Source organism: Microvirga sp. HS2 (assembly GCF_055792805.1).
On record NZ_JBVVAJ010000027.1, the window covers coordinates 49,956 to 72,396 of the forward strand.

Below are 22,441 nucleotides of genomic sequence, written 5' to 3' on the forward strand. Positions count from 1 at the left end.
TCAGGTTCCGCGCCAGGCTCCGATTTCTCGCATCGGCCGCAGTTGCGCTTCCCGGGCAGGGAGGGGGAGCGATCCCGCGATACGGCCAAGCTGACGCCTAATTGCCACGTTCTCCCGGACAATGCCCCTCCAAACAAAGGGGTTGTCATGATCGCTCGTCTCGTTCTGGGCTGCGCGTTAGCCGCCTGCGTTCTGCCGGCTGCCGCCGCGGACCGCGCCACCATCGATGCTCTCGTGGCGCAGCACGCGAAGGTCCATGGCGTGCCCGCGGCTCTCGTACACCGGGTCATCCAGCGGGAGAGCGGTTACAATCCTCAAGCGGCCCACCGAGGCTTTCTCGGTCTCATGCAGATCCGCTACGCCACGGCGCGCGGCATGGGATATACGGGGCCGGCATCGGGGCTGCTCGATGCCAATACCAATCTCACCTATGCGGTCCCCTATCTCGCCAACGCCTATACGGTGGCCGGGGGCAATATCGATCGCGCCGTTGCCCTGTATTCGCGCGGCTATTACTACGAAGCCAAAAGAAAAGGCCTGTTGGGCCAGCTCAGAAACGCTGCGAGCGGACCCACGACGACGGGAGGAATCTCGCCCACGCTCTCGGCGTCCGTCTCCGCTGCAGAGCGTTAGCGCCCTCACGGCGGCGTTGCAGTAAATGCTTCCTCAGGCGTCTTGAAAATACCCCTTTTGCCCAGCTCCAATGGTGTTCGGTTCGCTTGTGAAGTTCAGGTTCGACCGACACAATTCCTCGGAATCGCATCACGGGATCGCATTGATGAAGCAGCAGACTGGAACGTTGGAAGCCTCGCCCGCCCGGAACTCGTCCCGTCAGGCGAAGGCTGCGCCGAACGGGGAGGCATACCTGCCGAGCAGCCCGCCTCCGCAGCCCCTTGGTGCCCATAGTTCCGAGGAAATCGCGAACCCGCTGTACATTCTGGCCGGGATCACCCTGGGCCTTCCCGTCCTCGCGATGATGCTGGTGATCGGTGTGAATTCCGGCGTCCAGGAGGGGACCTTCGCGACGCTCGCGACATTCGTCGTGCTGTCGGCCTTCGTGGTCGCGGCGATCTTCGAGATCAAGCGGCTCGCCGACCTGCCCTCCGATCAGGACCATCCTTGAGAGCCAGCCCCACAAGCCTTTGCCTGACTTCAGGCGGTCCGCCGAAAATGAGACGCCTGAACCAAGCTTGAACGACGCCTTCGGAGAACTCCGAAGGGTCTTTGTTGCGCTGTCCGAGCACAGGGTTGCCGGGCCGCAACCGGCTATGTCGGGTCGTTTTTAGGCCTTCGGAGCCGTCTTGTTCCGATTCCCGCTAAGCTCCTGTTTTGTAACCAAAAGGCAGGGCTCGCAGCGGCGGATCATTGCCGGTCATGAACAGGGAATCCAGCCAATTCACATCGGCAGGGTTGGCAATTTTGCCTGGACGGGGTAGACAAACCCCATCGAAGGCAGCGATATCCGCTGCTCGGTTCGCCGGATCCAGGCAATTTCCCGCTCTGACGGGTTGATCAATATCGCCTGATCCAGTCTTTCAACTGTTCTCCTGTCTAGCATTACACTGTGGAGGTCGCCCCTAACCTTTTAGGCAGGGGAAAACGGAGGTTTGATGACTGATAAAGACGATACCGTGCGCAGCGCTGCTGCGGCCCTATCGGCTGATAAGATCGTCCTTCGCAACGTATTCAAAGTGTTCGGCTCGAACATTCCGCGAGCCGTCGACCTGATTAAGTCCGGACAAGGCAAGGATGCCGTCCGGGCCGAGACGCGCTGCACCATCGGAGTCAACAACGCGAATTTCAGCATCAAGGACGGCGAGATTTTCGTGGTCATGGGGCTGTCCGGCTCCGGCAAATCGACTCTCCTGCGCCTGTTGAACCGGCTGATCGACCCGACCCTTGGCTCTATCATGGTGGACGGCCAGGATGTGACGAAGATGGGTAAGCGCGACCTGATCGCGTTGCGCCGCCGCGACATGAGCATGGTCTTCCAGAATTTTGCGCTTCTCCCCAACCGCACGGTTCTGGCCAACACCGCCTTCGGACTGGAAGTGGCCGGCGTGTCCGAAAAGGAGCGTCACGACAAGGCTCTCCGGGCGCTCGAAGCCGTCGGTCTCGGCCGCTATGCGGCGAGCCGTCCCGATGAACTCTCCGGCGGCATGAAGCAGCGCGTCGGTCTGGCGCGCGCACTCGCCAACGAGCCGACGATCCTCCTCATGGATGAGGCCTTCTCGGCTCTCGATCCGCTGATCCGAACCGAGATGCAGGACGAGCTTCTCCGCCTTCAGGCCGAGCACAGCCGCACGATCGTGTTCGTCAGCCATGATCTCGACGAGGCGATGCGCATCGGGGACCGCATCGCCATCATGCAGGACGGCGTCGTCGTGCAGGTCGGCACGCCGGAAGAGATCGTGATGAACCCGGCGAACGATTATGTCCGCTCGTTCTTCCGGAACGTGGACGTGACCCATGTCTTCCGCGCGGGCGACATTGCCCGCCACAGCCAGATCACCCTGATCGACCGCGCCGGTCTGAGCGTCCATGCCGCGCTTGAGCGTATCAGGGCCCACGATCGCGACGTCGCGATCGTGGTCGCACGCGACAAGCGCTACCAGGGCATGGTCAGCGCCGAGTCGCTCAAGGATGCCGTGCGTGCCGGCGGGCCCGATCCCTATCGGCGGGCCTTCCTGCCCGACATGGCTCCCATCGAGGCCGATGCGCCGGTGGCGCAGGTCATGGGCCGGGTCGCCGAGAGCCGGTGGCCCGTGCCGGTTGTGGATGGCGCCGGACGCTATGTCGGCACCATCTCCAAGTCGTCCCTTCTCATGACGCTCGACCGCGCAGCCTGAACACGTCTTCCGCGCGAAGGATACACTCATGGATCTCGAACTGAGCATCGGCGCTGCTGCCAGCGCCGCTGTCGAGTATACGCTCGACCATTTCTCCCCCACGCTGGATGCCATCGCGGATGTCATCGGCTTTTTCGCCAACAGCATCAGGGATGGTTTGTCATGGCTGCCGCCGTGGGCCTTCATCGGCCTCGTGGCGCTCTTCGCCCTCTGGCGGGTCGGCTGGACCTTCGCCGTCCTCTGCGGGGCGGCTCTTTTTCTCATCGTCGGGATGGGCTTGTGGAAGGAGACCATCGAGACGCTCGCCCTCGTCATTGCGGCGACGGCGTTCGCCATCGCGCTCGGCATTCCGCTCGGCATCCTCATGGCCCGTAGCGCCGTGATGGCGGCCGGCACGCGCCCGCTGCTCGATCTGATGCAGACGATGCCGGCCTTCGTCTATCTCATCCCGGCGGCGATGTTCTTCGGTCTGGGGGCCGTGCCCGGCACCATCGCGACCGTCATCTTTTCGATGCCGCCGGTGGTGCGGCTCACGGCCTTGGGCCTGACGCAGGTGAACCGCGAATTCGTGGAGGCTGGGCTCGCCTTCGGCTGCACCGACCGCCAGCTCCTGTTCAAGGTGCAGTTCCCGCTGGCTCTTCCGTCCATCATGGCCGGCATCAACCAGACCATCATGCTGGGGCTCTCGATGGTGGTGATCGCCTCCATGATCGGCGCGGGAGGCCTGGGCAACACGGTGCTGACGGGCATTCAGCGTCTCGATGTGGGGTTAGGCTTCGAGGGCGGCCTCGCCGTCGTCATCCTGGCCATCATCCTCGACCGGCTGACGCAGAGCCTCTCACGGCCGGCCGCCTTGCCGCTCTCGCTCCTTGCCGCCCGCCGCGCCGGAGCGAAGCAGCCCATCGCCGGACTTAAGACCGCGCCTGTCGAGGCAGGCGTATGACGACGGACATGGGATCGGACCATCGGTCCCGTGCTCGACAACCAAAGAGCGGAAAGGAGAACCCTATGCTCAAGACCTTCGCCCGGATCGCCCTCGCGGCGGCCCTGACCACAGGCCTTGCGGGCACGCTGCAGGCGCAGGAGGAGAAGAAGCCGGTCAAGATCGGCTGGACCGCCTGGGCCGACGCGGAGTTCGTCACCAAGCTCGCCAAGAAGCTCATCGAGGACAATTATTCTCAGAAGGTCGAGCTTGTTCAGACCGACATCGCGCCGCAATACCAGGGCGTCGCGAAGGGCGACATCGACGCGATGATGATGGCCTGGCTGCCCGAGACCCATAAGGATTATTGGAAGCGCGTGGGCGACAAGGTCGTCACCCTCGGCGTTCTCTACACGGACGCGAAGCTCGGATGGGTGGTGCCGAGCTATGTTCCGAAGGAGGAACTCGCATCCATCGCCGACCTCGCCAAGCCCGAAGTGAAGGAAAAGCTCAAGGGCAAGGTCCAGGGCATCGACCCCGGCGCGGGCCTCACCCGGCTGTCCAAGGACGCCATCAAGACCTACGACCTGAGCGGGTACGACCTGACGACCGCCAGCGACGCCGCCATGGTGTCGGCCCTGGATCGTGCGGTCCGCCGGAAGGAGTGGATCGTGGTGACGGGCTGGAGCCCCCATTGGATGTTCGGCAAGTACGAGCTGCGCTATCTCGACGATCCCAAGCACGCGCTGGGCGGCATCGAGCGGGTCTACGCGCTCGCCCGCAAGGGCTTCCAGAGCGACTACCCGGAAGTCGCACAGTTCTTGATGCGCATGCATCTTCCGCTCAACGAGCTCGAATCCGCGATGTCGGATGCGAATGAAACCTCGGTCGACAAAGCGGTCGAGAACTACATCAGCGAGCATCCCGCGCGGGTCAAATACTGGCTCACCGGCGAGATGAGCTCCGCGTCGTAGTCGCGTCGCATCGTTCGACCTCGTGAATGAAATGACGAGCCGCCGGGCCACCCGGCGGCTCTTTTGCGATCAGGTCACTGCCGCCGGCGCAGGGCGAGCCACGTGATGTCGTCAGATTGCTCCGCGTCGCGCACGAAATCCGTCAGGGCCCGGTAGGCCCGCTGCATCAACGCCTGAACCGAGGAGGCCTCGCGCTCGCGCAGGCAGAGCGCCTTCAACCGGTCCTCACCGAAGGCTTCGTTCTCCGGATTGAAGGCCTCTGTGATGCCGTCCGTGAACGTGACGAGCAGGTCGCCCGGCAGCAGCGTCAGGCGCTCGACGCTGTAGTCCTGGTCCTCCATCACTGCGAGAGCCATGTCCCCGGTCGCGTCGAGATAGCGCGCGCTGCCCGCGGCGCTCACCAGGAGGGGCGGGTTGTGGCCCGCATTGACGTAGACGAGTTCGCCCGTGGTGACGTCCAGCACGCCGTAGAAGAGGGTCACGAACAGCATCTGCTCGTTCTCGCGAGCAAGAAGGTTGTTGACGCTCTCGATGCATCGCGCTGGATCGGGCTCGTAGAGAGCGGTGGCCCGGAGCAGGGTGCGCGTAATCGCCATGAACAGGGAGGCGGGAACGCCCTTTCCCGACACGTCCCCAATCATCAGGACATATTTGTCCTCCGTGAGAGCGAAGCAGTCGAAGAAGTCTCCCCCGACCTCCTTGGCCGCGATCATGCCTCCATCGACATCGATGGCATCGATGGCCGGAAAGGTCGCCGGCACCATGGCGAGCTGCACCTGACGGGCGATCTCGAGTTCCTGCTGGATGCCGGCGAGCTTCGTCTTCGTGACGAGGGAGTCGCGAAGATCCGCGATCAGCTCGTTCAACCGGAGATGCTGCTGGGTGATGCGGCTCGACAATTGCTGCAGCACCTGGGGCAACAGAGCGAAATCCGTATCGTCGCGGCCATGCACCGGTTGCGTGTCGAGGATGGTGAGGATCTCGTCCCGTCCATTCGAATCGAGGGTGCTGGCGAGCTCTTTCATCCTGCCCCGGATGAGCCGCTCCTGTCGCCGGCGTTGCCGGGTCTGCTGGAGGCGCAGCCGGTCGAGAGCGACGGCGTTGTCGCGGAAATGGCTGACCGTTTGCGCGATACGCCCGATCTCGTCGTCGCCGGTCGCCGCGACCCGGGCACTCGTGTCGCCTCGCGCGAGCGCGTTCAGCACCTTGGTCGTGCGCTCGAGGGGCCGAAAGGCCCGGATCAGATAAACATAAAGCCCCGCCACGAGCAGGAGGACGAAAAGGAGGGACCCCGCCATGCTAAGGCTTTTGATCCGCTCCGCCGGGGCCAGGGTATCGGTTGCGTCGTCGAGGGTGACCAGCAGGCCGGCGAGGCCGCCGTTCAAGTCGCTGGCCGGCACTCCGACCAGAGAGTAGATGCGCCCGTCGAGTTCCTGTGTCGCGATGTTCGCGCTGCGCAGGGGCAGGCGAGGCTGGAGCCTATGCCATAAACCCGCATCCGTTCCAACGACCATTCGGCCGCGCGGATTGATCAGAAACGCATCGGTCTTCAGGATCCCTGCGAACCGGCCCAGGACGTCTGCCGCATCGAGGCCCAGGGTCGCGACAATGGCGTTGCTCCCTCCGCTGCGGAGCGGGAATGTCTTCGCGATGAGGAAACGCTCCGGTGCGCTTTGCCAAAGGCCTGCCTTGCTCGCGCCTGCGGCCACCTCGGCGAGAGTGGTCAGGTCGAGCGCCCGTTCGCTGTCGAGCGCGCGCCCGGTCGAATGCAGCACCTCGCCGTTGCCGCGCGACAATTCGAGGACGGCGAGCGTTTCGCGGATCGGGCCGAATTCGGCATTGATGACGTTTGAGGTCTGGCCGGCGCCGCCGCTGTCGATGACCCGGAGAAGCGAAGGACTCCGCAGCGCCTCTGCCATTCGATCGAGCCGCTCCACTTCGGAACGGATCAACTGCTGCCAGAGCGCGCTTTGTCCGCTCGTCGCCACGGAGGAGAGCCGCTGCGCCGAAATCGTCTCGCTCTGGCGTGAGGCCCAGAGCAAACCGCACACGATCAGCAATGCGCCTGCGGATGCGATGATGGAAAGTCGATGGCGCAACAACATCAGAGCGTCTTCTCCGCAGCCGGTTCAGAAGCGAAGCGGCGCCCGCGGCAGGCCCGTTCGAGGGTCTCGTCGATCACGGGTGCCAAGCTGTCATCGAAGTCGATGGCCCGGAGGCTCTCAGCCTGAAAGTGCATCGCCGCATAGCGTGCATTCACCTCGCGCGCGAGGTCGCGCGCCTCCTGCAGGGGCGCGTCCACGGGAGTGGCCGTATTGACGGTCGCCTCTTGTGCGAAATCACCTCGGCCCAAAGCATCGATCACGCCCGCAAGATGTCGGCGGGCCCGCTTCAGTGGCCGAAACACCAGGCACCAGAGGAGAGCGGCTGTCGCCAACGCGGCAGCCAGAGCGATGATCAGGACCTGGACGTGAAGGCGTTCGATCGCAGCGGTCACGGCGCCATCGTCCCGATAGATCACGATTTCCGCGCCCGGACTCGCGAGTGGGATCACGAGCGTGTCCCGAAAGGGGCCGGGCTCGCCTCCAAGGGCCGTGAAACCTGCAGTCGAGCGCACCTCGATGGCCCTTGTTCCGGCGATCCGGCGGCTCATGTCGTTGAGGTAATCCGATAGCCCTTCGATCGCGGCCAGTGGAATGCCGTGGCCGAGGGCCTTGTCGATTGACCGTTGCACGACTTCGGCCACCGCTCGCTGGGCCGCCTGCTGCTCCGAACGCAGGCTCTCCCTGGCAAATGAGATGGACAGCCAGGCGATGCCGAGGCCCGTCGCCGCCGTAATGATGAAGACGGCCAACACGCCCGCGACATACGACGAAACGCTTCGCGGGGTGTCTCTCGTGCTGCGCTCAGAGGGCATGATCGATCGCCTCGAGACGTTCGGTAGCCTTTTCCAGATCCGCCATCGCCATCAGGCTCGACGTCCGCGCGGGCTGTGCGCTGACCTCTCGGGGCGCGCTCGGGTTCTGCGCGGCGATGCGTCCCGCAAGCGCCTCGGCGATCGCGCCATAGGGACGCGTGATCCGCCGGCTCAGGAGAAACCCCGCGACCGCCGCAGCGGCAATGCCGAGGGGAACGAGCCAGAAGGCCAGTTTCTGCAGGAGGCCGGACAGATCCGCCGCCAGAGCCTTTTCCGGCGACGTGATGCTCGCGATGTGGCCGACGATGTCGCCGAGATCGTTGCGGATCGGCAGGCCGAGAACGAGTTCGCCGGCACTTTCATATCGCCAATGGTCCTCCGCGCTTCCGGATTGCGCGGCATCGCGCCACTCGGCGGGAACAGGCTCGCCCTTGACGCCGCGATCGGTGCTGTAGACGGACACGCCGTCGCCGGAAAAGACATCGAGTGCCTGGAGGACCGTGTCCGTCGATCTGGCTCGCTCCAGGAGATCCTGTGTCCCGCCGATCTGCATCAGTTGAAAGCCGAGGCTGAGATTGGCCTCGATGCTCGTGCGGAGGTTTTCCAGGCGAAACAGAATTCGGTCTTCCTGCTGCCTCTCTGCGATGCCGGACAGAGCGAGATAAGTAGCGACGATGATGCCGAGCAACGCAACAGCGACCGGAACCGCGCAGCTCGCGATGACGCGGAAAGCAAAGCCCATAGATCTCTCCGAGCAGGATCAGGTGGAGGACGCGCGCAGATTACGACGTTCGATTCAGCAAACTCGCCGAGTCTTGCAAGGGTTGATTTATTCTATAATAAAATATTCCTGTATCCGCTTGCGGAATATCGCGTTTAAAACGTTGCGGACAAAAACGATAATGTTGCACTTCTCGGGGCGCATACTTGCAACGGTATGTATCATTGTAGCGCTGTGCCTAGGGCTCGGCGCCTACATGAGTTATGCGGCCGCGCGCACCACCTATCTCGACGGTATCGCGGCGCGCATGCGCATGCAGGCGGAGCAGGTCGCGGCCGCGATGGAGACCAGTCAGGCGATGGGCATCGCCGTGACTGAACAGACGGCGGTCCCCGCATTGCTCACCCGCGAATCCAAGGACGTGCCCCTGCTCGACGGCTTCGCCGTCCGCCTGCCGGACCGGAGCATCCTGTTCCGCAGCGCGGGTCTGAGCGAGCGCGAAGGTCAGATGAGCATCTCGGTCCATGTCATGAACGATCTGGGAGAGGCAACCGCCCTGGTCGAGGCGGTTTATGCTTCCGGCCCCATCAGAGCGGCGCTCGCAGGACTGGCGTGGAAAATCGGTCTTGCCGCGTTCGCCGTTGCCCTATGCGCGACTGCTCTGTCGGTCATGGGAGTACTCGTTCTGCTGAGACCTCTGCGACGCCTCGTGGCGGATCCCGAGGGGCGGCTCGAGTCGAGTGCGGCGTGGTGTGCTCTCCATCAGGCGCATGATCGCCTCGAAAGCAACCTGGGAAGCCCCGCGCATCGTGGCGGTCCGGAGGGCCGCAGGGATGAGACGCTGCTTGATGCAGGGCGCAGCGGAACGATCCCGAGCGGGCAAGCCACTTTCGGACCCGATGTTCTGGGGCACGCGGGATGAGGCGAGCGACGGGTCTCGGCTGGTCCTGGTTCGGCGCGAATTTCCGCCTGCGGCTCGCCGTGCTGCTCGTGGCGGTTCTCACCCTCGGCCTGGGTGCCGTCTCCTATGCAGCGTTCACGGCGAGCCGTGAACTCCTGATGCCCGAGATCGAGCAGAAGGCCGAAACCGTGGGCCGGTCACTGGCCGCTCAAGTGGAGCGCGCGCTCGCACTCGGTGTGCCGTTGAGCGGGTTGGTCGGTGTAGACGAGAGCTTCAGGGCGGTCCTCGACGCCAATGGCGAGTTCGCGGGAATTGCGCTGCGCCCGGTCGGCGCAGGCGCAGCATCGGTCATGGCTGGTATGCCCGTCACGGAAGGGCGGACGATTGCCGCTCCCGTGCGCTTCGAGGGACAAGAGGTTGCCCGGATCGAGGTGACAGGCGATCCCAGCTATTTGAGGCGCGTCCTGCATGGGCTCTGGAGCGACCTTGCCGTCGTGCTGCTGATCTCGGTTCTCATCGCACTCGAGGTGATGGCGCTCCTGTTCGGCGTGCGCCTGGTCTCCGCTCTCGATGGGGTGGAGGGCCGGATCAGGGCGCTCGCCATCGGCGATTTCAGCCGGCGTCCCGCGATGCCTGAGGACACGGCGCTCCGGCGGGCCGCAGCCATTCTCGATCGCGCCGTCGATCGGGCGAGAGCGAGGCACGAACGGCTCGTTGCCCGTGCCGACAGCGCCGGAGACGACGCTGCCCGCGCCGAACTCGCTTCTCTCACTGCGGACCTGAAGATCTTTGAAACGCAGGACGCATCGTCGGCGGCCGCGGAGAGCATTCGCGCGCCGCTCTTCCTCTTCATGTTCGCGCTTGAAATGACGCGCCCCTTCATGCCGGGCTATGTCGGCACGCTCACGTCCGAAATCATGCCTCTGTCGCCGACGATGGCGGTCGGTGTCGCGATGGCCCTCTACATGGGCATCGTGGCGGCGCTGCAGCTGCCGCTGGCCGTGCAGACCGCGCGATGGGGAAGGGGCTTCTCGTTCCGTCTCGGAGCAGTTCTCGCGGCGATCGGATATCTGGTCTGCGGGCTTTCCGAAGGTCTCATCGTGTTCCTCGCCGGACACTGCCTGTCGGCCGTCGGGTTCGCCCTGGTTTTCGTGGCGGCGCAGGGACATGTCATCGACACCAGCAGGGGCGGCAGCCGTATGCGCGGCCTCGCCATCATGGTGGGCGCCATCATGGTCGCAGGACTCTGCGGGCCGGCCGTCGGCGGCATGCTGGCCGAGCAGCTGGGGGCGTCGCTGACTTATCTCGTCATCAGCGGCCTCGCGCTGCTCAGCCTCGCGACCGGCTGGACGGTCATTCCGCTGAGGCGGGCTGTGACGCAGGCGAGCGGATCACACCTGGCAAAGGGGCAATCCCTCTGGACCGGATTGATCCGCTCGCCCGCGTTCGGAGTCCTTCTGCTGGGCTGCGCACTTCCCGCCAAACTCATTCTTTTCGCGCTGTGCTTCTATCTCGTCCCGATGCAGATGGCCGCTCATGGCGCATCAGCGGCGGAGATCGGAAGGGCGCAGATCGTCTATCCCATGGCCACCGTGCTGCTCGTACCGGTCTTCTCCCATCTGTCGAAACATCTCGACATGCGGATGCCGTTCGTGCTGGGCGGCGCATTGCTGACGGGGCTCGCCTGCCTTTATGTTCTGCTGCCGGCCGGAAACTGGATCCTTTTCGTGATCCTGCTGCAGTTCGGCGTTGCCCAGGCGATGTCGATCACGCCGCAGGCGGGCCTTGTCGGCGAGCTGGCGTCCCGCATCGGCGCGGAGGATTCCGCGTTCGGCCTCTACAGGCTGGTGGAGCGCGTAGGGAGCGCATTGGGGCCCGTCGCGGCCGGGCTTCTGCTCGCGCGGTTCGGTTTCGAGGCGACGCTTCTCACGCTCGGCGGCATCGTGGCCGCGGGAGCCGTCGTCTTTCTTTTCGTGTTCTTGGGCACGAGGCGCCATTCGGCTTGCGCCGAAAATTCGGTCAGGATGTAAGATGTTGAACCGCCGGGACATGATCGCCGCATTGGGACTGGGCGCGACGGGCGCTCTCGCCCTCGGGGCCGGCGCGGGCAGGGCGGCCGATGCCGGGAACCGGCCGCGCATCTATATGATCACGTTCCGCGGCGAGACGGATGTCGAGCGCGGCTACCGGGATTACTTCGCGGCCAATAATGTGGATGCGGTCTTCATCGCCCGCGACATCGACAGAGACATGAGGAAGCTGCCCGCGCTCGTCGAGGAGATCCGCGCGCTGAAGCCGGACCTCGTCTATACGTGGGGAACGCCCGTCACGCTCGGCGTCGCGGGGCGTTTCGATGCGGCCGATCCGGCTCGGCACATCGTCGATATTCCCGTGGTCTTTGCGCTGGTTGCTGCGCCGGTCGCCGCAGGCATCATCCCGACGCAGGAGAGGCCTGGCCGCCGTGTGACGGGCGCCATTCACGTCGTGCCTCCCGAGAAGCAGCTTCGGGCGATGAAGTCCTACCGGCCCTTCAGGACACTCGGCGTGCTCTACAGCAGGAACGAGCAGAACTCCGTTGCCATCGTGGAAGAGCTTCGTCGTCTCACCGAACAGATGGAGTTTCGCCTCGTCGAGCGCACCTTCGCCACGAACGCGCAGGGCGCACCCATAGCCGACGGCGTGGAGGAACTCGTTGCCGAGATCCGCCGCGAGGGAGCCGACTGGCTGTATTATCTGCCGGACACGTTTCTCGGGACGATCTACGATCGGGTTTCCCCCGCGGCCCTGGCCGCCGGATTGCCGACATTCGGGGCCGCGGAACTGGCGGTCCGCGAAGGCGGCGCCCTCGTCGGCCTGATCAGCCGCTACTATTCGGTCGGTCAGCTTGCCGCTTCCAAATCGATCGAGATCCTCAGAGGCCGGGATCCGGCGGCGATTCCCGCCGAAACGCTCAAGCGCTTCTCGCTCATCATCAACATGGAGGTGGCGAAGAAGCTCGCCTTCTATCCGCCGCTCGCCATGCTCAACTATGCGGAAGTGATCTGATGGCCGTTCCGGAACGCGCGGTTTTAGACGAAGCCTTGTCCTGGAGTACGCTCGACGGGCGCCATGTGACAGCCGTGTGCGCCCTGCATCACACTGCGGTCGGCACCCTTGCGAGCACCGATTGGGTCAGGCGTGAGACGCCCGAATTCTTCGCGGACATTCTGGAGGGCAATGGCCTCGGACTCGGCGTGTTCCATGAGGACAGATTGATCGCCTATGCCCTGATTCAGACGCGCCTCGAACCCGAGGACGATCTCTGCGCCTTGCTCGGTTATTCCACACAACGTCCGACCGCCAAATTGTGCGGAAGCGCCGTCGATCCGGCCTATCGCGGGAGAGGTTTGCAGGGGGCATTAAGCCGGGAGCGCCTGGCCTTCGGGCGCAGGACGGGGATCGAACGTTTCTTCGCGACCGCCGCTCCGCAGAACTGTCCGAGCTGGATGAACCTGATGCGGGCGGGGCTTGAAATTGCCGCCCTCGGCGAGCGCTACGGCGGCAAGCTCCGCTATACGCTGGTGATCGACGAGAACCGCTCGGACCCGGGCACGGAGCGTAGGGTGATCGATGCGTCCGATTTCGCGCGCCAGACCGATCTCCTCCATGCGGGCTGGCGCGGGATTCAATACCGGCGCTCGGGCGCAGGAATTCTGCTGGAGTTCGCGACATGTTGAGGCTGGAGGAGGCGCAGGCCGTCGAGCCCCTGCATCCACCGCCCCAGGAGCTCGCGATGAGGGCACGCCTCACGGTGAATCTGGATGCGATCGCCCGCAACTTCGTCGCGGTCCGCGAGGCGCTCGCGCAAGGTGCGGCATCCGCCGTCGTGAAGCGTGACGCCTACGGGCTGGGCCTCGTGCCCGTCGTCCGGTGCCTGGCGGCGGTCGGGTGCAGGACCTTCTGGGTGGAAACGTTCGAAGAGGGGCTGAGCGTCCGTCAAGCCGTCTCGGGGGCTCGCGTCTTCGTGCTCCAGGGCCTCGCCGGACAGCGGCCGCAGCACTTCGTCGAGGCGCGCCTCATACCGGCATTGGGAACGGAGGAGGAGATTGCGCTCAGTGCCGGGACGGCGCCTGGGATGACCGTAGCGATTCATCTGGATACGGGCCTCGGCCGCTCGGGGGTGCTGCCCGCAACCTTCAGGCGGATGGCGGCCGGCACCGCATTGAAAACGCTCGACGTGGCGGTTCTGATGTCGCACTTGGCTGGTTTCGCGGAGCCGCATCGCGACGAGAACATGAGCCAGATCGCTCTGTTCCAGGAACTCGCCGCTTTGGTTCCGGACGCCGTCCCGAGCATCGCCACGTCATCCTTCGTCTATGCCGGGTCCCGCTGGCACATCGGTTTGGCGCGGGTGGGGAGCGCCCTCTACGGCGTGCACAGCGCCCGCATTCCAGGATATCGTTCAGGGCCCGTGATCGCTCTCGATGCTCCCGTTCTGTCCGTTCAGTCTCTGGGGGCGGGAAGCAGCCTTGGCTATCGCGGCACCAGACTCGAAAAGCCGCGCCGGATCGCGACGATCGCCCTGGGCTATGCCAACGGGCTCCCCGAGGCCTTCACGGATCGCTGCAGCGCCTTCGTGAACGGGCGTCGCGTAGCCTTCGTCGGCGATGCCGCGATGACGACCACCTGCGTGGATGTCACGGATTTCGCCGATCGCGAGGTCTATCCGGGGCAGCGTGTGGAAATCGTTGGGCCGAACCAGGACATCAACGCCTTGAGCGATGCCCTTGGCGTGAATCCCAACCGGCTTCTCGTCGCCTTCGGCCTTTTGACCCAACGGATCTACACAGGCGATGGCGGACATGGCTGACATCACGGATCATGGCGTCCAAGTCACCGAACTTGCGAACGATCTTGGCGATCTCGACAAGATGGTCGCCGCGATCGAGGCCTTCTGCGAGGCGCGTGGCGTTCCGCCTCGGGAAGCCGCGCAGCTCTGCCTGGTGATCGAGGAGATCTTCACCAACATCGTCACTCATGGCCATGACGAACCGGGAGGGCGCATGGTCGAGATGCGCCTGGCGGCGGGGCCGTCGGGCGTTCACGTCGAGATCATCGATGACGGCAGGCCTTTCGATCCGCTCCATGCGCCGCCGCCCGATCTCCAGAGCGGCGTGGAGGAGCGTCCCATCGGTGGTCTCGGCGTGCATTTCCTGCGCACGATGATGAGCGACATCGTTTATGAGCGCTCAGAGGGACGCAATCATCTTCGATTTCGAAAAACCTGTTCTGCTCATTTGAAAGGCGCTTGATATGATTATTCAGGAACAATCCATTGGGCCTGTCGCCGTCGTCGTCGCGAATGGCCGGCTGGACAGCAACACCTCCGGCCAGCTTGAGGAGATCCTCAGCGAACGCGCCCGGAGCAGGCCGGCTCTGATCATCGATCTCAAGGAGGTCGCCTATGTCAGCTCCGCGGGCCTGCGGGTTCTGCTCAAGGCCGCGAAGCTCGCGAAGGCGGGCAAGAACCGGCTGGCCCTCGTGGGGCTCGCGGCTTCGGTGAAAGAAGTTTTCGACATCAGCGGCTTCACGCCGATTTTCCAGATCTACGACGACATCGACACGGCCGCCAACGCGCTTTCGTGACGGTTGTCCGGCGGTGAGCGGAGGGAGCCCTCAGGCGGCCGGCGCGGCTCGCTCGTCTTCGAGGCCCCCGGCCAGACTGGCGAATCGCCCGCGGCGTTTCATCAGTTCGGCATAGGTGCCGCTTTCGACGATGCGGCCCTCATGCAGCACGATGATGCGGTTGGCATAACGGATCGTGCTCAGACGATGGGCGACGATGATTCGCGTCGCCGGCATGCTCATCACGGTCTGCATCGCGCGGGCTTGCGTGGCATTGTCCAATGCGCTGGTCGCCTCGTCCAGAACCATGATCGGCGGCTTGTGCAGGAACGCCCGCGCCAATGCGAGGCGCTGCACCTGACCGCCGGAGAGGGTGCGGCTCGCGTCCGGCAGAACCGTATGGATTCCCATCGGCATGGCAGCGACATCATTGTCCATGGCAGCGGCCTTCAGAGCCTGCCAGATGTCATCCGGATCAGCATCGGTAGTTCCCCGCACGATGTCCATGATCGAGCCGGGCGGGAGCTTCTCGTCCTGCAGAACGGCGCCGATCTGACGGCGCAGGGCGGTCGGGTGAAGCGAGCGGATATCCTGGCCATCGATATAGATGGCTCCGGACGTGGGCTTCTCGAGCCCCAGCAGCAGCCGCACGAGGGTAGACTTGCCGCTTCCGGACGATCCCACGACGGCGATCGCTTCTCCGGGCGCAGCGCGAAATGAAATGCCGCTCAGAACGTTGACGCTCTCGTCGTAGCGGAACCCGACGGACGAGAATTCGATCTCGCCCGTGAGAGGGCCGGGGTCGGAGAGCCCTGTCAGCCGATCGGGTGGAGAATCCATGAGCGGCTTCGCGAAAGTCCAGCTCGGTTTCAGCATCCACACGGACAGGATGCTGCGCAGAAACTGCCCCACCGAGGCGAACATGATCGTGAAGGCGGTGACCACTGCGATCACGGATGCGATGGGCAGGCTTGCGCTTCCATCCTTGCTGACGGCGAGCGTGTGAATGAGCGCGAACAGCGCGGCGCTGCCGAAGACCGGGTAGGCGGCCAGCCAGCTTTCGTAAATGTTCATGATCCGCCGCGACTTCACGAGACGGTTGCGCATGGCCGCGAAGCGGTCCGCCCAGCGAAGAACTGCGCGTTCCTCAGCGGCGCCGCTGCGCAGTTTGACGATGCCGTTCACCATCTGCACCATGTGGCTGTCCGCAGCGCCCATCAGTTGCTCGCCCGTGAGATAGGCGCGTGCCTGCAGCCAGCCCGCGAGAAGGCCCGTCGCGGCGTGGATCGTCACGAGGCCGGCTGCCAGCGCTGCCAGCAGCGGGCTGTTCCAGGCGATGGTCGCGAGGCTCGACAGGACCATGCCGACCGTGCTGCCAGTCGAATAGAGGAACTGGCGCAGACCGGCGATCGTGGAAACGCCCGCACCGACGCGGGCGGCGGTCATAGCGCTGGGCTGCTTGCGCAGCTCCGCGAGAGGCAGGCTGACGATCCTGCTCCAGGTTGCGTCGAAGATCGTGCCGTCGCCTCGCGTCATCAATCGCTGACGGGCCGTTTCACCCGCAATATGAACCAGGAAGCCGGCAATGCCGACCAGGATGATGATGACGCCGATCTGAGCCAGGCTGTCCTGCATCGCTGCGGGAACTAGAATGCCGAAGACGAGGGCGGTCACCATCGGCAGGACCTGGCCGATGAGGCTGCCGATCACGGTCGCTGCCAGGAAGGCGAGGGTGTCCGGGCCGCCTTTGCGCAGGCTTGCGATGAGCAGCTCGACTAAGCCGATCTTTGCCGGATGAGGTAGGAAGGGCATATGGGCGAGGGGCTCGATCTCCTCCGCGACCGCGCCGGAGACGATCCGGCATGCTCCGGTTCTGTCGACCTCTTCATACCGGCCGCGACGCCAGATCAGGGCGACAGGATCACCGCTCCGGCGGCGGGCCAGGAGCGGCTTCATCTCCGAGCGCCACCATCCTTCTTCCAGCGCGACGGATTGCAGCAGAATGCCGGAGGCGCGGCAAATCTCCTCGGCGCTGGAGACGCGATCCATCTGAGCCCTGCGCGCCTTGGCCGGGCGCAGGATGCGGACGCCGAGTTCCTTGGCCAGGATGCGCATCACATCCATCAGGCCGTGGTCGATCGTCTCCTGCTTCGCCGGAATTGTGTTGTGCAGGATCTCCGCGAAACGTTCGGCGGTCTGCTGCTTGTCATGGTCCTCGGCCTGCTCGCGGCTCTGGATGCGGTTGAATTCATCCGCTTCGGCGAAGCCGCGCACGATGGGGAGCAACTCGGCACAGGCGGCGTTGAAGGCGTCGAGAGCAGCCGACCACTCTTTGCGTTCGAGGCCGTCGGGCCAGGAGAGAACTGCGATCTCGCCGCCTTGATCGAGCGTGATCCAGGCGCCCACGGGCAGGGGGATCAACCCCTGCACGGGCTCGACCCCGAACAGAAGGCCGCCATCCTCGGGCAGGTCGATCCAGACGGCACCGCTGCTGCACCCGATCACGGCCTTGGCGGGGAGGGGGAGCAAGCCCGGAAGCGTTTCGGAGAAGGCGATGTCGAGGCGAGGCTTCGGCTCGATGCCGTGGCCGATGCCCGCCGCCAAGGCGATGAGCCAGGCGGCGGCTCCGGCCGCGAATGCATCGGGCGGTCTCGCGGCTCGCCAGCCCTCGCCGGGAAGTCGGTAGATCCGGGCGTCGGCGCTCGGAACGGCCAGCAGCGTTTCGTCACCGATGAGACTGGGATCGGAACCGAACAGAAGGCCGCCGCGGCCGATGCGGCCGAGCGGGTGGCGCGCGGACACAGGGTTCTGCCGCACGCAGAAGAGATCGACATCGCCTTCCATGACGACATGGCAGGTGCCGGGTGCGTCGAGAAGGATCGACACCGTCTCGACCAGGGCGGGCAGCTCTTCATCCCGTTCGTGCGCGAGCGTATCCATGCTTATTCCTCGCGCATCAGATTCTGGAAGGCGCCCGGCGCGGCCAGCAGATCTCGCGGTCTTCCTTCCTGCACGACGACGCCGTTGTCCATGACGATAACCCGATTACAGTCACGGATGGCGGAGTAACGATGTGCGATGACGATCACGGTCGCGCCGAGACCGCGCAGATTGGCCAGGAGCCGGGCTTCCGTTTCCCCGTCGAGTGCGGCCGTCGCTTCGTCCAGGATCAGGATTCGGGGATCGCGGACCAGCGCGCGGGCAATTTCGAGACGCGCGCGCTGTCCGCCCGACAGGTCGGTTCCGCCTTCCGCAACCGCCGCTCCATAGCCTCCGGGGCGGCTCAGGATCACGTCATGGATCAGAGCCGTCTTGGCCGCGGCGACGATCCGCTCGTCCGGGAGGCTATGGTCCCAGAGGCTGATGTTCTCGCGCATCGTGCCTTCGAAGATCGAAGCGCGCTGATCCACGTAGGCGAGGGATTGGCGTAGTCGCTCGCGAGGGATCGAGGCAAGGGGCTCTCCGTCGATGAGGATGTCTCCCGATACCGGAGCGTGGATCCGGGCGATCAGCGCGGCGAGGGTCGACTTGCCAGAGCCAGAGCGCCCGACGATTCCAAGCTTCTCCCCCGGCTCCAGAATCAGATTGACGTCGTGGAGCAGAGGCGGCGTGGCGGGGCTGTAGCCGAAGCTCAGGTCGCGGACCTCGATCCTGCCAATCAGGCGGCCGGATGCTCTCGGAGCCGCAGCTGCCTGGGCGGCGAACTCGGGAGCCAGCGGGTGCTGGAGCGTGTCATCCAGCATCCGCAGATAGGCCTGACCATCCTGGATGCGCGCGCCCAACTGGACCAGCTGGGACATAGGCGCAAGAAACCCGGCCATCAAGGCCTGGAAGGCGGCGAGCATGCCCAGGGTCATCTCGCCTCTGATCACCAGATTTCCGCCGATTACCAGAACCAGGCCGCCCGTGGCGGTTGCCGTCAGTCCCGGTACGGCGTTGAGGCGCAGCTGCATCCGCGCGAGATTCTGGCGGAGGTTCTGCATCCGCGCGTGCATGGCGACGAGTCGCTCGCGAAACAGGTCTTCCATGCCCGTCGCTTTGTAGGACTCGATCATCTGCAGGCCCTGCTTGGCAAAGCCGGTCTGGGCCGTCGTCGCCACCAGGAGCCGGCGGTTGTCGTCGGCGAGGGCGCGGGACGACCAGGCGAGAAGCGCGATGTTGATGGCGGCGCAGGTGACGACGATGAGGCACAATATCGGGGCGTAGAGCAGCATCGCGGCGAGATACGCCGTTGCGGTCAGAAAGTTGAAGGCGGCATAGCCCACCTCGCTGGCGACGAGCTGCGCCACGCGGTCATTCAACATGACGCGGCTGGCGACTTCGCCCGGATGCCGTTGCGCGTAGTAGGACAGCGGCAGGCGCACGATATGCTCCACGAAGCCGAGCGCGCCGGAGAGCGCGAGCCGGGTTTCGAGACGCAGGAGCGCCTCTCGCTGCAGGAAGGTGAGAAACGCCGTCAGAATTCCACAGATGCCCATGCCGGCGACGAGCGGCAGAAGCCAGTCCGTGAACTGGTTCACCAGAATCTGATCGACGAAAACCTGAGTGAAGACAGGAACGAGAAGCCCTGGGATCACCAGCGCGAGGGACATCAGGAGAATATACGCGAAGGCATCCCGATTTCCGTGCAGGCGATCCGTCAGCCCGCGCAGAAGCGATGGGGCTCTGCCGGCTCTGCTGAAGGCCGCACCCGGCTTGAGGCTCAGCACGATGCCGGTGAAGCTGCGGTCGAACTCGGCCTCCGAGACCTGGCGCGGTCCCTGCGCCGGATCGTTCAGATAAACTTTTCCGCGTCCGAAGCCCTCGACCACGAGAAAGTGGTTCATGCCCCAGTGAACGATGATGGGGAGAGGCATGGTGCGCAGGTGATGCGGCTCTGCCCGGCAGGCCTCGACCTCCATGCCCATCCCGCGGGCGGCCCGCACGATGGCCTTCGCGGAACTGCCGTCACGCGAGACGTTGCAGGCCAGCCGCAATTCCTCGAGCGTCACCCAGCGACCGAAATAGCCCAGAACGATCCCGAGCGCGGCGGCTCCGCATTCGGCCGCCTCGACCTGGAGAACCGTCGGTGTCCGTTTTCGAAAGGAGCGGGAGAGCATCTGTCATCGGCCTTCCGGGGCCGCTGCTTCCGCATCGACATATTGCAGGGCAGGGATGGCCATGGCGAGCAGGGAGGTGGACCTGACGGTGACGCGGACCTGCGCAAGTGTGCCGCTGTCGATGAGAGGCGCAGTGCCGAGGCGCGACGACCACAGAGGCTTGTTGTCGTTCTTCGGGTCGCTGTCGAGCACGATGGTTACTTCGAAGGGCACGCCGAGATCCTGCAGGAAGGTTTGCACCAGCCTGTCGTTCTGCAGCGTGCGCATCATTCCCGCACTGCTCGCCGGCACCTCGCTGACCTGGGTGACATGGCCGATCACGAAGCCGTGCTCCTCCCGCCGCGTCGTCGCTGGCGACACTTCGACAGGCATTCCTGCCCGTATCTTCTTGCCGTCGCTCGCGGACACATAGGCGATCACGAAGGGGAGCTTCGAGGCCGCCCGCTCCGGCTTGCGCTCCAGGGCGACGACGGCCGTTCCGGGCTGAACGACCTGACCGATATTGACTTTGGTTTCGACCACGCGGCCCGCGAAAGGCGAACGGACGGCGCCCATGCGGGCCAGCTGCTGCTCGATGGTCACGACGTTTCGCCGCGCCTCGGCGACCCGGCGATCCGCTTCGAGGCGAGCACGCTCGTCGTCCGTTTCCTTGATCGCCGCCTCCGAGGCCATGGTGACGCGCTCGTCTTCGGCTTCCGCGATCTGGCCGTTCATGATCAGGATGTCCTGATCGATGGACATCAGGCGCTCGCGGATGACGGTGCCGTTCTCGACGAGGCGATAAAGACCAGCCCTCTGGTCGACCAAGGCGTCGCGCCGCTCCCGCACGGCGGCGATTCGGTTCGTCAGCGACGTCTCGCGCGCACTGCGGCGCGTCTGCCGGTTAGCCGCGTCCCGTTGCTGGAAAAGAACCAGATCGCTGCGGAATTTCTCCGCGTCGACCAGCTCGCCCCGGGCGACGGAAAGCTTGAGTTCCAGTTCCGGTTGATTGATATGCGCAACGACCGTATCCGGCTCGACCGCATCGCCCGGAGCGACGTCGATCGCGCGGACTTGCCCGCCGGCATCGGCCACCACGTCGATCACCCCGCCCGGTGCGAGCAGGATGCCCTGTCCGTTGACGGATACGGGGACGCGAAAGAGAGCGCTCCAAATGATGGCGGCGACGAGAACGACAACGATGAAAAGGCCGGCGCCCCACATCCGGGGGCGCATGACCTTCAGCGCGTCCTTGTAAACGTGAGAGGCTGCCATGGAGGCCACGGCAGCCGGGCGAAAGAGCTGATTCACCTGCTAAGACCTTGCATCCGCCCGTTGTCCTTGCGGGGCCGGTAAAGGCACCCGAAGGGAGGCCGTTCGATCGTCAGCGCATGTTGCCGATGATGCTGCTGCGGCTGTCCTGCATCTTCTTGACGAAGTTGGTCATGATTTCGAAGGCTTCGTTGCGCTTGTTCGCCAACGACTGCAGGCGGAGCATGTCCATCTGCTGAAGGTTGCTGCCGGAGTCGATCAGCGATTTGATACTCGAGATCGATTGGTCAAGTTCGGCTCTGCTGACTTGACCGTCCTTGACGATGTCCTCAATCTTCAGCGAGGAGTTCTCCGCGTTGTTGAGGTTCGTCAGCGCGTCGCCCAGGGACATCGGCTTGCCGTCGACATGGACCACAGTGCTGGTGGAAATCTTATCGTCGGGCTTCGCGTCGCTCGCGAAGAGTGTCGAAAACTGGTTCAATGTGCTGAGATCGTTATTCAGCGACGCAACCGTCGCGTTGCGCGCACTCACCATTTCGATCTGACTCTTGAGCTGGGCGTCTAAGCCGCTGGCGCGCTGCTGCTGGACCATCAGCAGGGCCGTCTCAAGATCCATGTTTTCTAAGTTGATCATGGGGCTGGGGATGACGCCGGGGGTGAGCGTCGTACCACCGCCCGTGATCTGCTCGAGTTCCTCTTCCGTCAGAGCGACGGGCGCCTGCTTCTCGTCCATTCGATCCCCCCAGATCATATCGAAATTACGTAAGGGAAAGTATTCCGATCCTCCAAGAGAGTCAACGAAAGACGACTTGGCGGCTTGCCTCTCATGGGGGCGCGGTCATCCTCCCATCGTTAGCCGGTTCCTTTAGGGCGTCTGATCCCGGCGGCTCTCAAGAGGCCAGGGCAGGGGGAATTTCGGTGTATCTTATATCCGGCGTTTTGCGCGTGCGCGTTCCGGTTGGCGTTTTTGCCTGAGCTGCTGTTTTGCCGGCGCGATTGCCCGGCCTTTCGCCCAACCTTTAACGTGCGTTGTGGCGTGGGCCGTTTCCGGAGGTGTTGGCGTGCTGGTGTGGTGTGTGAGTTGGTTGCGGGGACAGGATTTGAACCTGTGACCTTCAGGTTATGAGCCTGACGAGCTACCGGGCTGCTCCACCCCGCGCCATTCGGGCCTGGATCGCGGGCGATCCAGGCAATCTCGCGCAT

The 22,441-nt window shown here is 64.5% G+C and carries 19 protein-coding genes and 1 tRNA gene; 12 read left to right on the forward strand and 8 right to left on the reverse strand.

What is annotated here, in order from left to right; genetic code table 11:
* Positions 1-147 precede the first annotated feature (147 nt).
* The 5 genes from ACS5Q0_RS20105 (at position 148) to ACS5Q0_RS20125 (ending at position 4,745) form a co-directional block, all read left to right on the forward strand.
* On the forward strand, positions 148-633 hold the full coding sequence (locus tag ACS5Q0_RS20105) for a transglycosylase SLT domain-containing protein (RefSeq protein WP_473128422.1): 486 nt from the start codon (positions 148-150) through the stop codon (positions 631-633).
* 145 nt (positions 634-778) lie between these two features.
* Positions 779-1,123: a hypothetical protein gene (locus ACS5Q0_RS20110; protein ID WP_473128423.1), complete on the forward strand. Its 345-nt coding sequence runs from the start codon at positions 779-781 to the stop codon at positions 1,121-1,123.
* A gap of 487 nt (positions 1,124-1,610) precedes the next feature.
* Entirely contained in the window at positions 1,611-2,849 is a 1,239-nt protein-coding gene (proV, locus tag ACS5Q0_RS20115) for a glycine betaine/L-proline ABC transporter ATP-binding protein ProV (RefSeq protein WP_473128424.1), read from the forward strand.
* A gap of 28 nt (positions 2,850-2,877) precedes the next feature.
* Positions 2,878-3,792, forward strand: a complete 915-nt coding sequence (locus ACS5Q0_RS20120; RefSeq protein ID WP_473128425.1) for an ABC transporter permease — start codon at positions 2,878-2,880, stop codon at positions 3,790-3,792.
* A gap of 65 nt (positions 3,793-3,857) precedes the next feature.
* Positions 3,858-4,745 carry a glycine betaine ABC transporter substrate-binding protein gene (locus ACS5Q0_RS20125; protein WP_473128426.1) on the forward strand — a complete coding sequence of 296 codons (888 nt, stop codon included), beginning with the start codon at positions 3,858-3,860 and terminating at the stop codon, positions 4,743-4,745.
* 74 nt (positions 4,746-4,819) lie between these two features.
* Here the strand turns inward: ACS5Q0_RS20125 and ACS5Q0_RS20130 are convergent, their stop codons facing one another.
* From ACS5Q0_RS20130 to ACS5Q0_RS20140, 3 genes are read right to left on the reverse strand one after another with little or no spacing between them, the layout of a single operon-like run.
* Positions 4,820-6,850 carry a SpoIIE family protein phosphatase gene (locus ACS5Q0_RS20130; protein ID WP_473128427.1) on the reverse strand — a complete coding sequence of 677 codons (2,031 nt, stop codon included), beginning with the start codon at positions 6,848-6,850 and terminating at the stop codon, positions 4,820-4,822.
* Entirely contained in the window at positions 6,850-7,662 is an 813-nt protein-coding gene (locus tag ACS5Q0_RS20135) for a hypothetical protein (protein ID WP_473128428.1), read from the reverse strand. The genes ACS5Q0_RS20130 and ACS5Q0_RS20135 overlap by 1 nt, the downstream gene beginning before the upstream one ends.
* Complete coding sequence (locus tag ACS5Q0_RS20140) at positions 7,652-8,404, reverse strand: hypothetical protein (RefSeq protein ID WP_473128429.1); 753 nt, start codon at positions 8,402-8,404, stop codon at positions 7,652-7,654. Before ACS5Q0_RS20140 ends, ACS5Q0_RS20135 begins: the two co-directional genes overlap by 11 nt.
* Positions 8,405-8,639: 235 nt before the next feature.
* Here ACS5Q0_RS20140 and ACS5Q0_RS20145 point away from each other — a divergent pair, with 235 nt between their 5' ends.
* Genes ACS5Q0_RS20145 through ACS5Q0_RS20175 form a run of 7 tightly spaced genes read left to right on the forward strand, consistent with a single transcriptional unit; the run spans position 8,640 to position 14,909 of the window.
* On the forward strand, positions 8,640-9,305 hold the full coding sequence (locus tag ACS5Q0_RS20145) for a hypothetical protein (RefSeq protein ID WP_473128430.1): 666 nt from the start codon (positions 8,640-8,642) through the stop codon (positions 9,303-9,305).
* Entirely contained in the window at positions 9,302-11,314 is a 2,013-nt protein-coding gene (locus tag ACS5Q0_RS20150; RefSeq protein ID WP_473128431.1) for an MFS transporter, read from the forward strand. Before ACS5Q0_RS20145 ends, ACS5Q0_RS20150 begins: the two co-directional genes overlap by 4 nt.
* Position 11,315: 1 nt before the next feature.
* Complete coding sequence (locus ACS5Q0_RS20155) at positions 11,316-12,329, forward strand: ABC transporter substrate-binding protein (protein ID WP_473128432.1); 1,014 nt, start codon at positions 11,316-11,318, stop codon at positions 12,327-12,329.
* Complete coding sequence (locus ACS5Q0_RS20160; RefSeq protein ID WP_473128433.1) at positions 12,329-13,000, forward strand: GNAT family N-acetyltransferase; 672 nt, start codon at positions 12,329-12,331, stop codon at positions 12,998-13,000. The genes ACS5Q0_RS20155 and ACS5Q0_RS20160 overlap by 1 nt, the downstream gene beginning before the upstream one ends.
* Entirely contained in the window at positions 12,994-14,133 is a 1,140-nt protein-coding gene (locus tag ACS5Q0_RS20165) for an alanine racemase (RefSeq protein ID WP_473128434.1), read from the forward strand. Before ACS5Q0_RS20160 ends, ACS5Q0_RS20165 begins: the two co-directional genes overlap by 7 nt.
* Positions 14,126-14,575, forward strand: a complete 450-nt coding sequence (locus ACS5Q0_RS20170) for an ATP-binding protein (RefSeq protein ID WP_473128435.1) — start codon at positions 14,126-14,128, stop codon at positions 14,573-14,575. Before ACS5Q0_RS20165 ends, ACS5Q0_RS20170 begins: the two co-directional genes overlap by 8 nt.
* 1 nt (position 14,576) lies before the next feature.
* Positions 14,577-14,909, forward strand: coding sequence for an STAS domain-containing protein (locus tag ACS5Q0_RS20175; protein ID WP_473128436.1), 333 nt, complete (start codon positions 14,577-14,579; stop codon positions 14,907-14,909).
* A 30-nt stretch (positions 14,910-14,939) separates the two neighbouring features.
* On the opposite strand, the gene ACS5Q0_RS20180 is transcribed toward ACS5Q0_RS20175, so the two are convergent.
* The 5 genes from ACS5Q0_RS20180 to ACS5Q0_RS20200 form a co-directional block, all read right to left on the reverse strand.
* On the reverse strand, positions 14,940-17,828 hold the full coding sequence (locus tag ACS5Q0_RS20180; protein WP_473128437.1) for an ATP-binding cassette domain-containing protein: 2,889 nt from the start codon (positions 17,826-17,828) through the stop codon (positions 14,940-14,942).
* A gap of 2 nt (positions 17,829-17,830) precedes the next feature.
* Positions 17,831-19,987 carry an NHLP family bacteriocin export ABC transporter peptidase/permease/ATPase subunit gene (locus ACS5Q0_RS20185; RefSeq protein WP_473128438.1) on the reverse strand — a complete coding sequence of 719 codons (2,157 nt, stop codon included), beginning with the start codon at positions 19,985-19,987 and terminating at the stop codon, positions 17,831-17,833.
* 3 nt (positions 19,988-19,990) lie between these two features.
* Positions 19,991-21,277, reverse strand: coding sequence for an NHLP bacteriocin system secretion protein (locus tag ACS5Q0_RS20190; RefSeq protein WP_473128439.1), 1,287 nt, complete (start codon positions 21,275-21,277; stop codon positions 19,991-19,993).
* Between the two features lie 73 nt (positions 21,278-21,350).
* On the reverse strand, positions 21,351-21,971 hold the full coding sequence (locus ACS5Q0_RS20195) for a hypothetical protein (RefSeq protein ID WP_473128440.1): 621 nt from the start codon (positions 21,969-21,971) through the stop codon (positions 21,351-21,353).
* A 349-nt stretch (positions 21,972-22,320) separates the two neighbouring features.
* Positions 22,321-22,397: transfer RNA gene (locus ACS5Q0_RS20200), tRNA-Met, on the reverse strand.
* Positions 22,398-22,441: the final 44 nt, after the last annotated feature.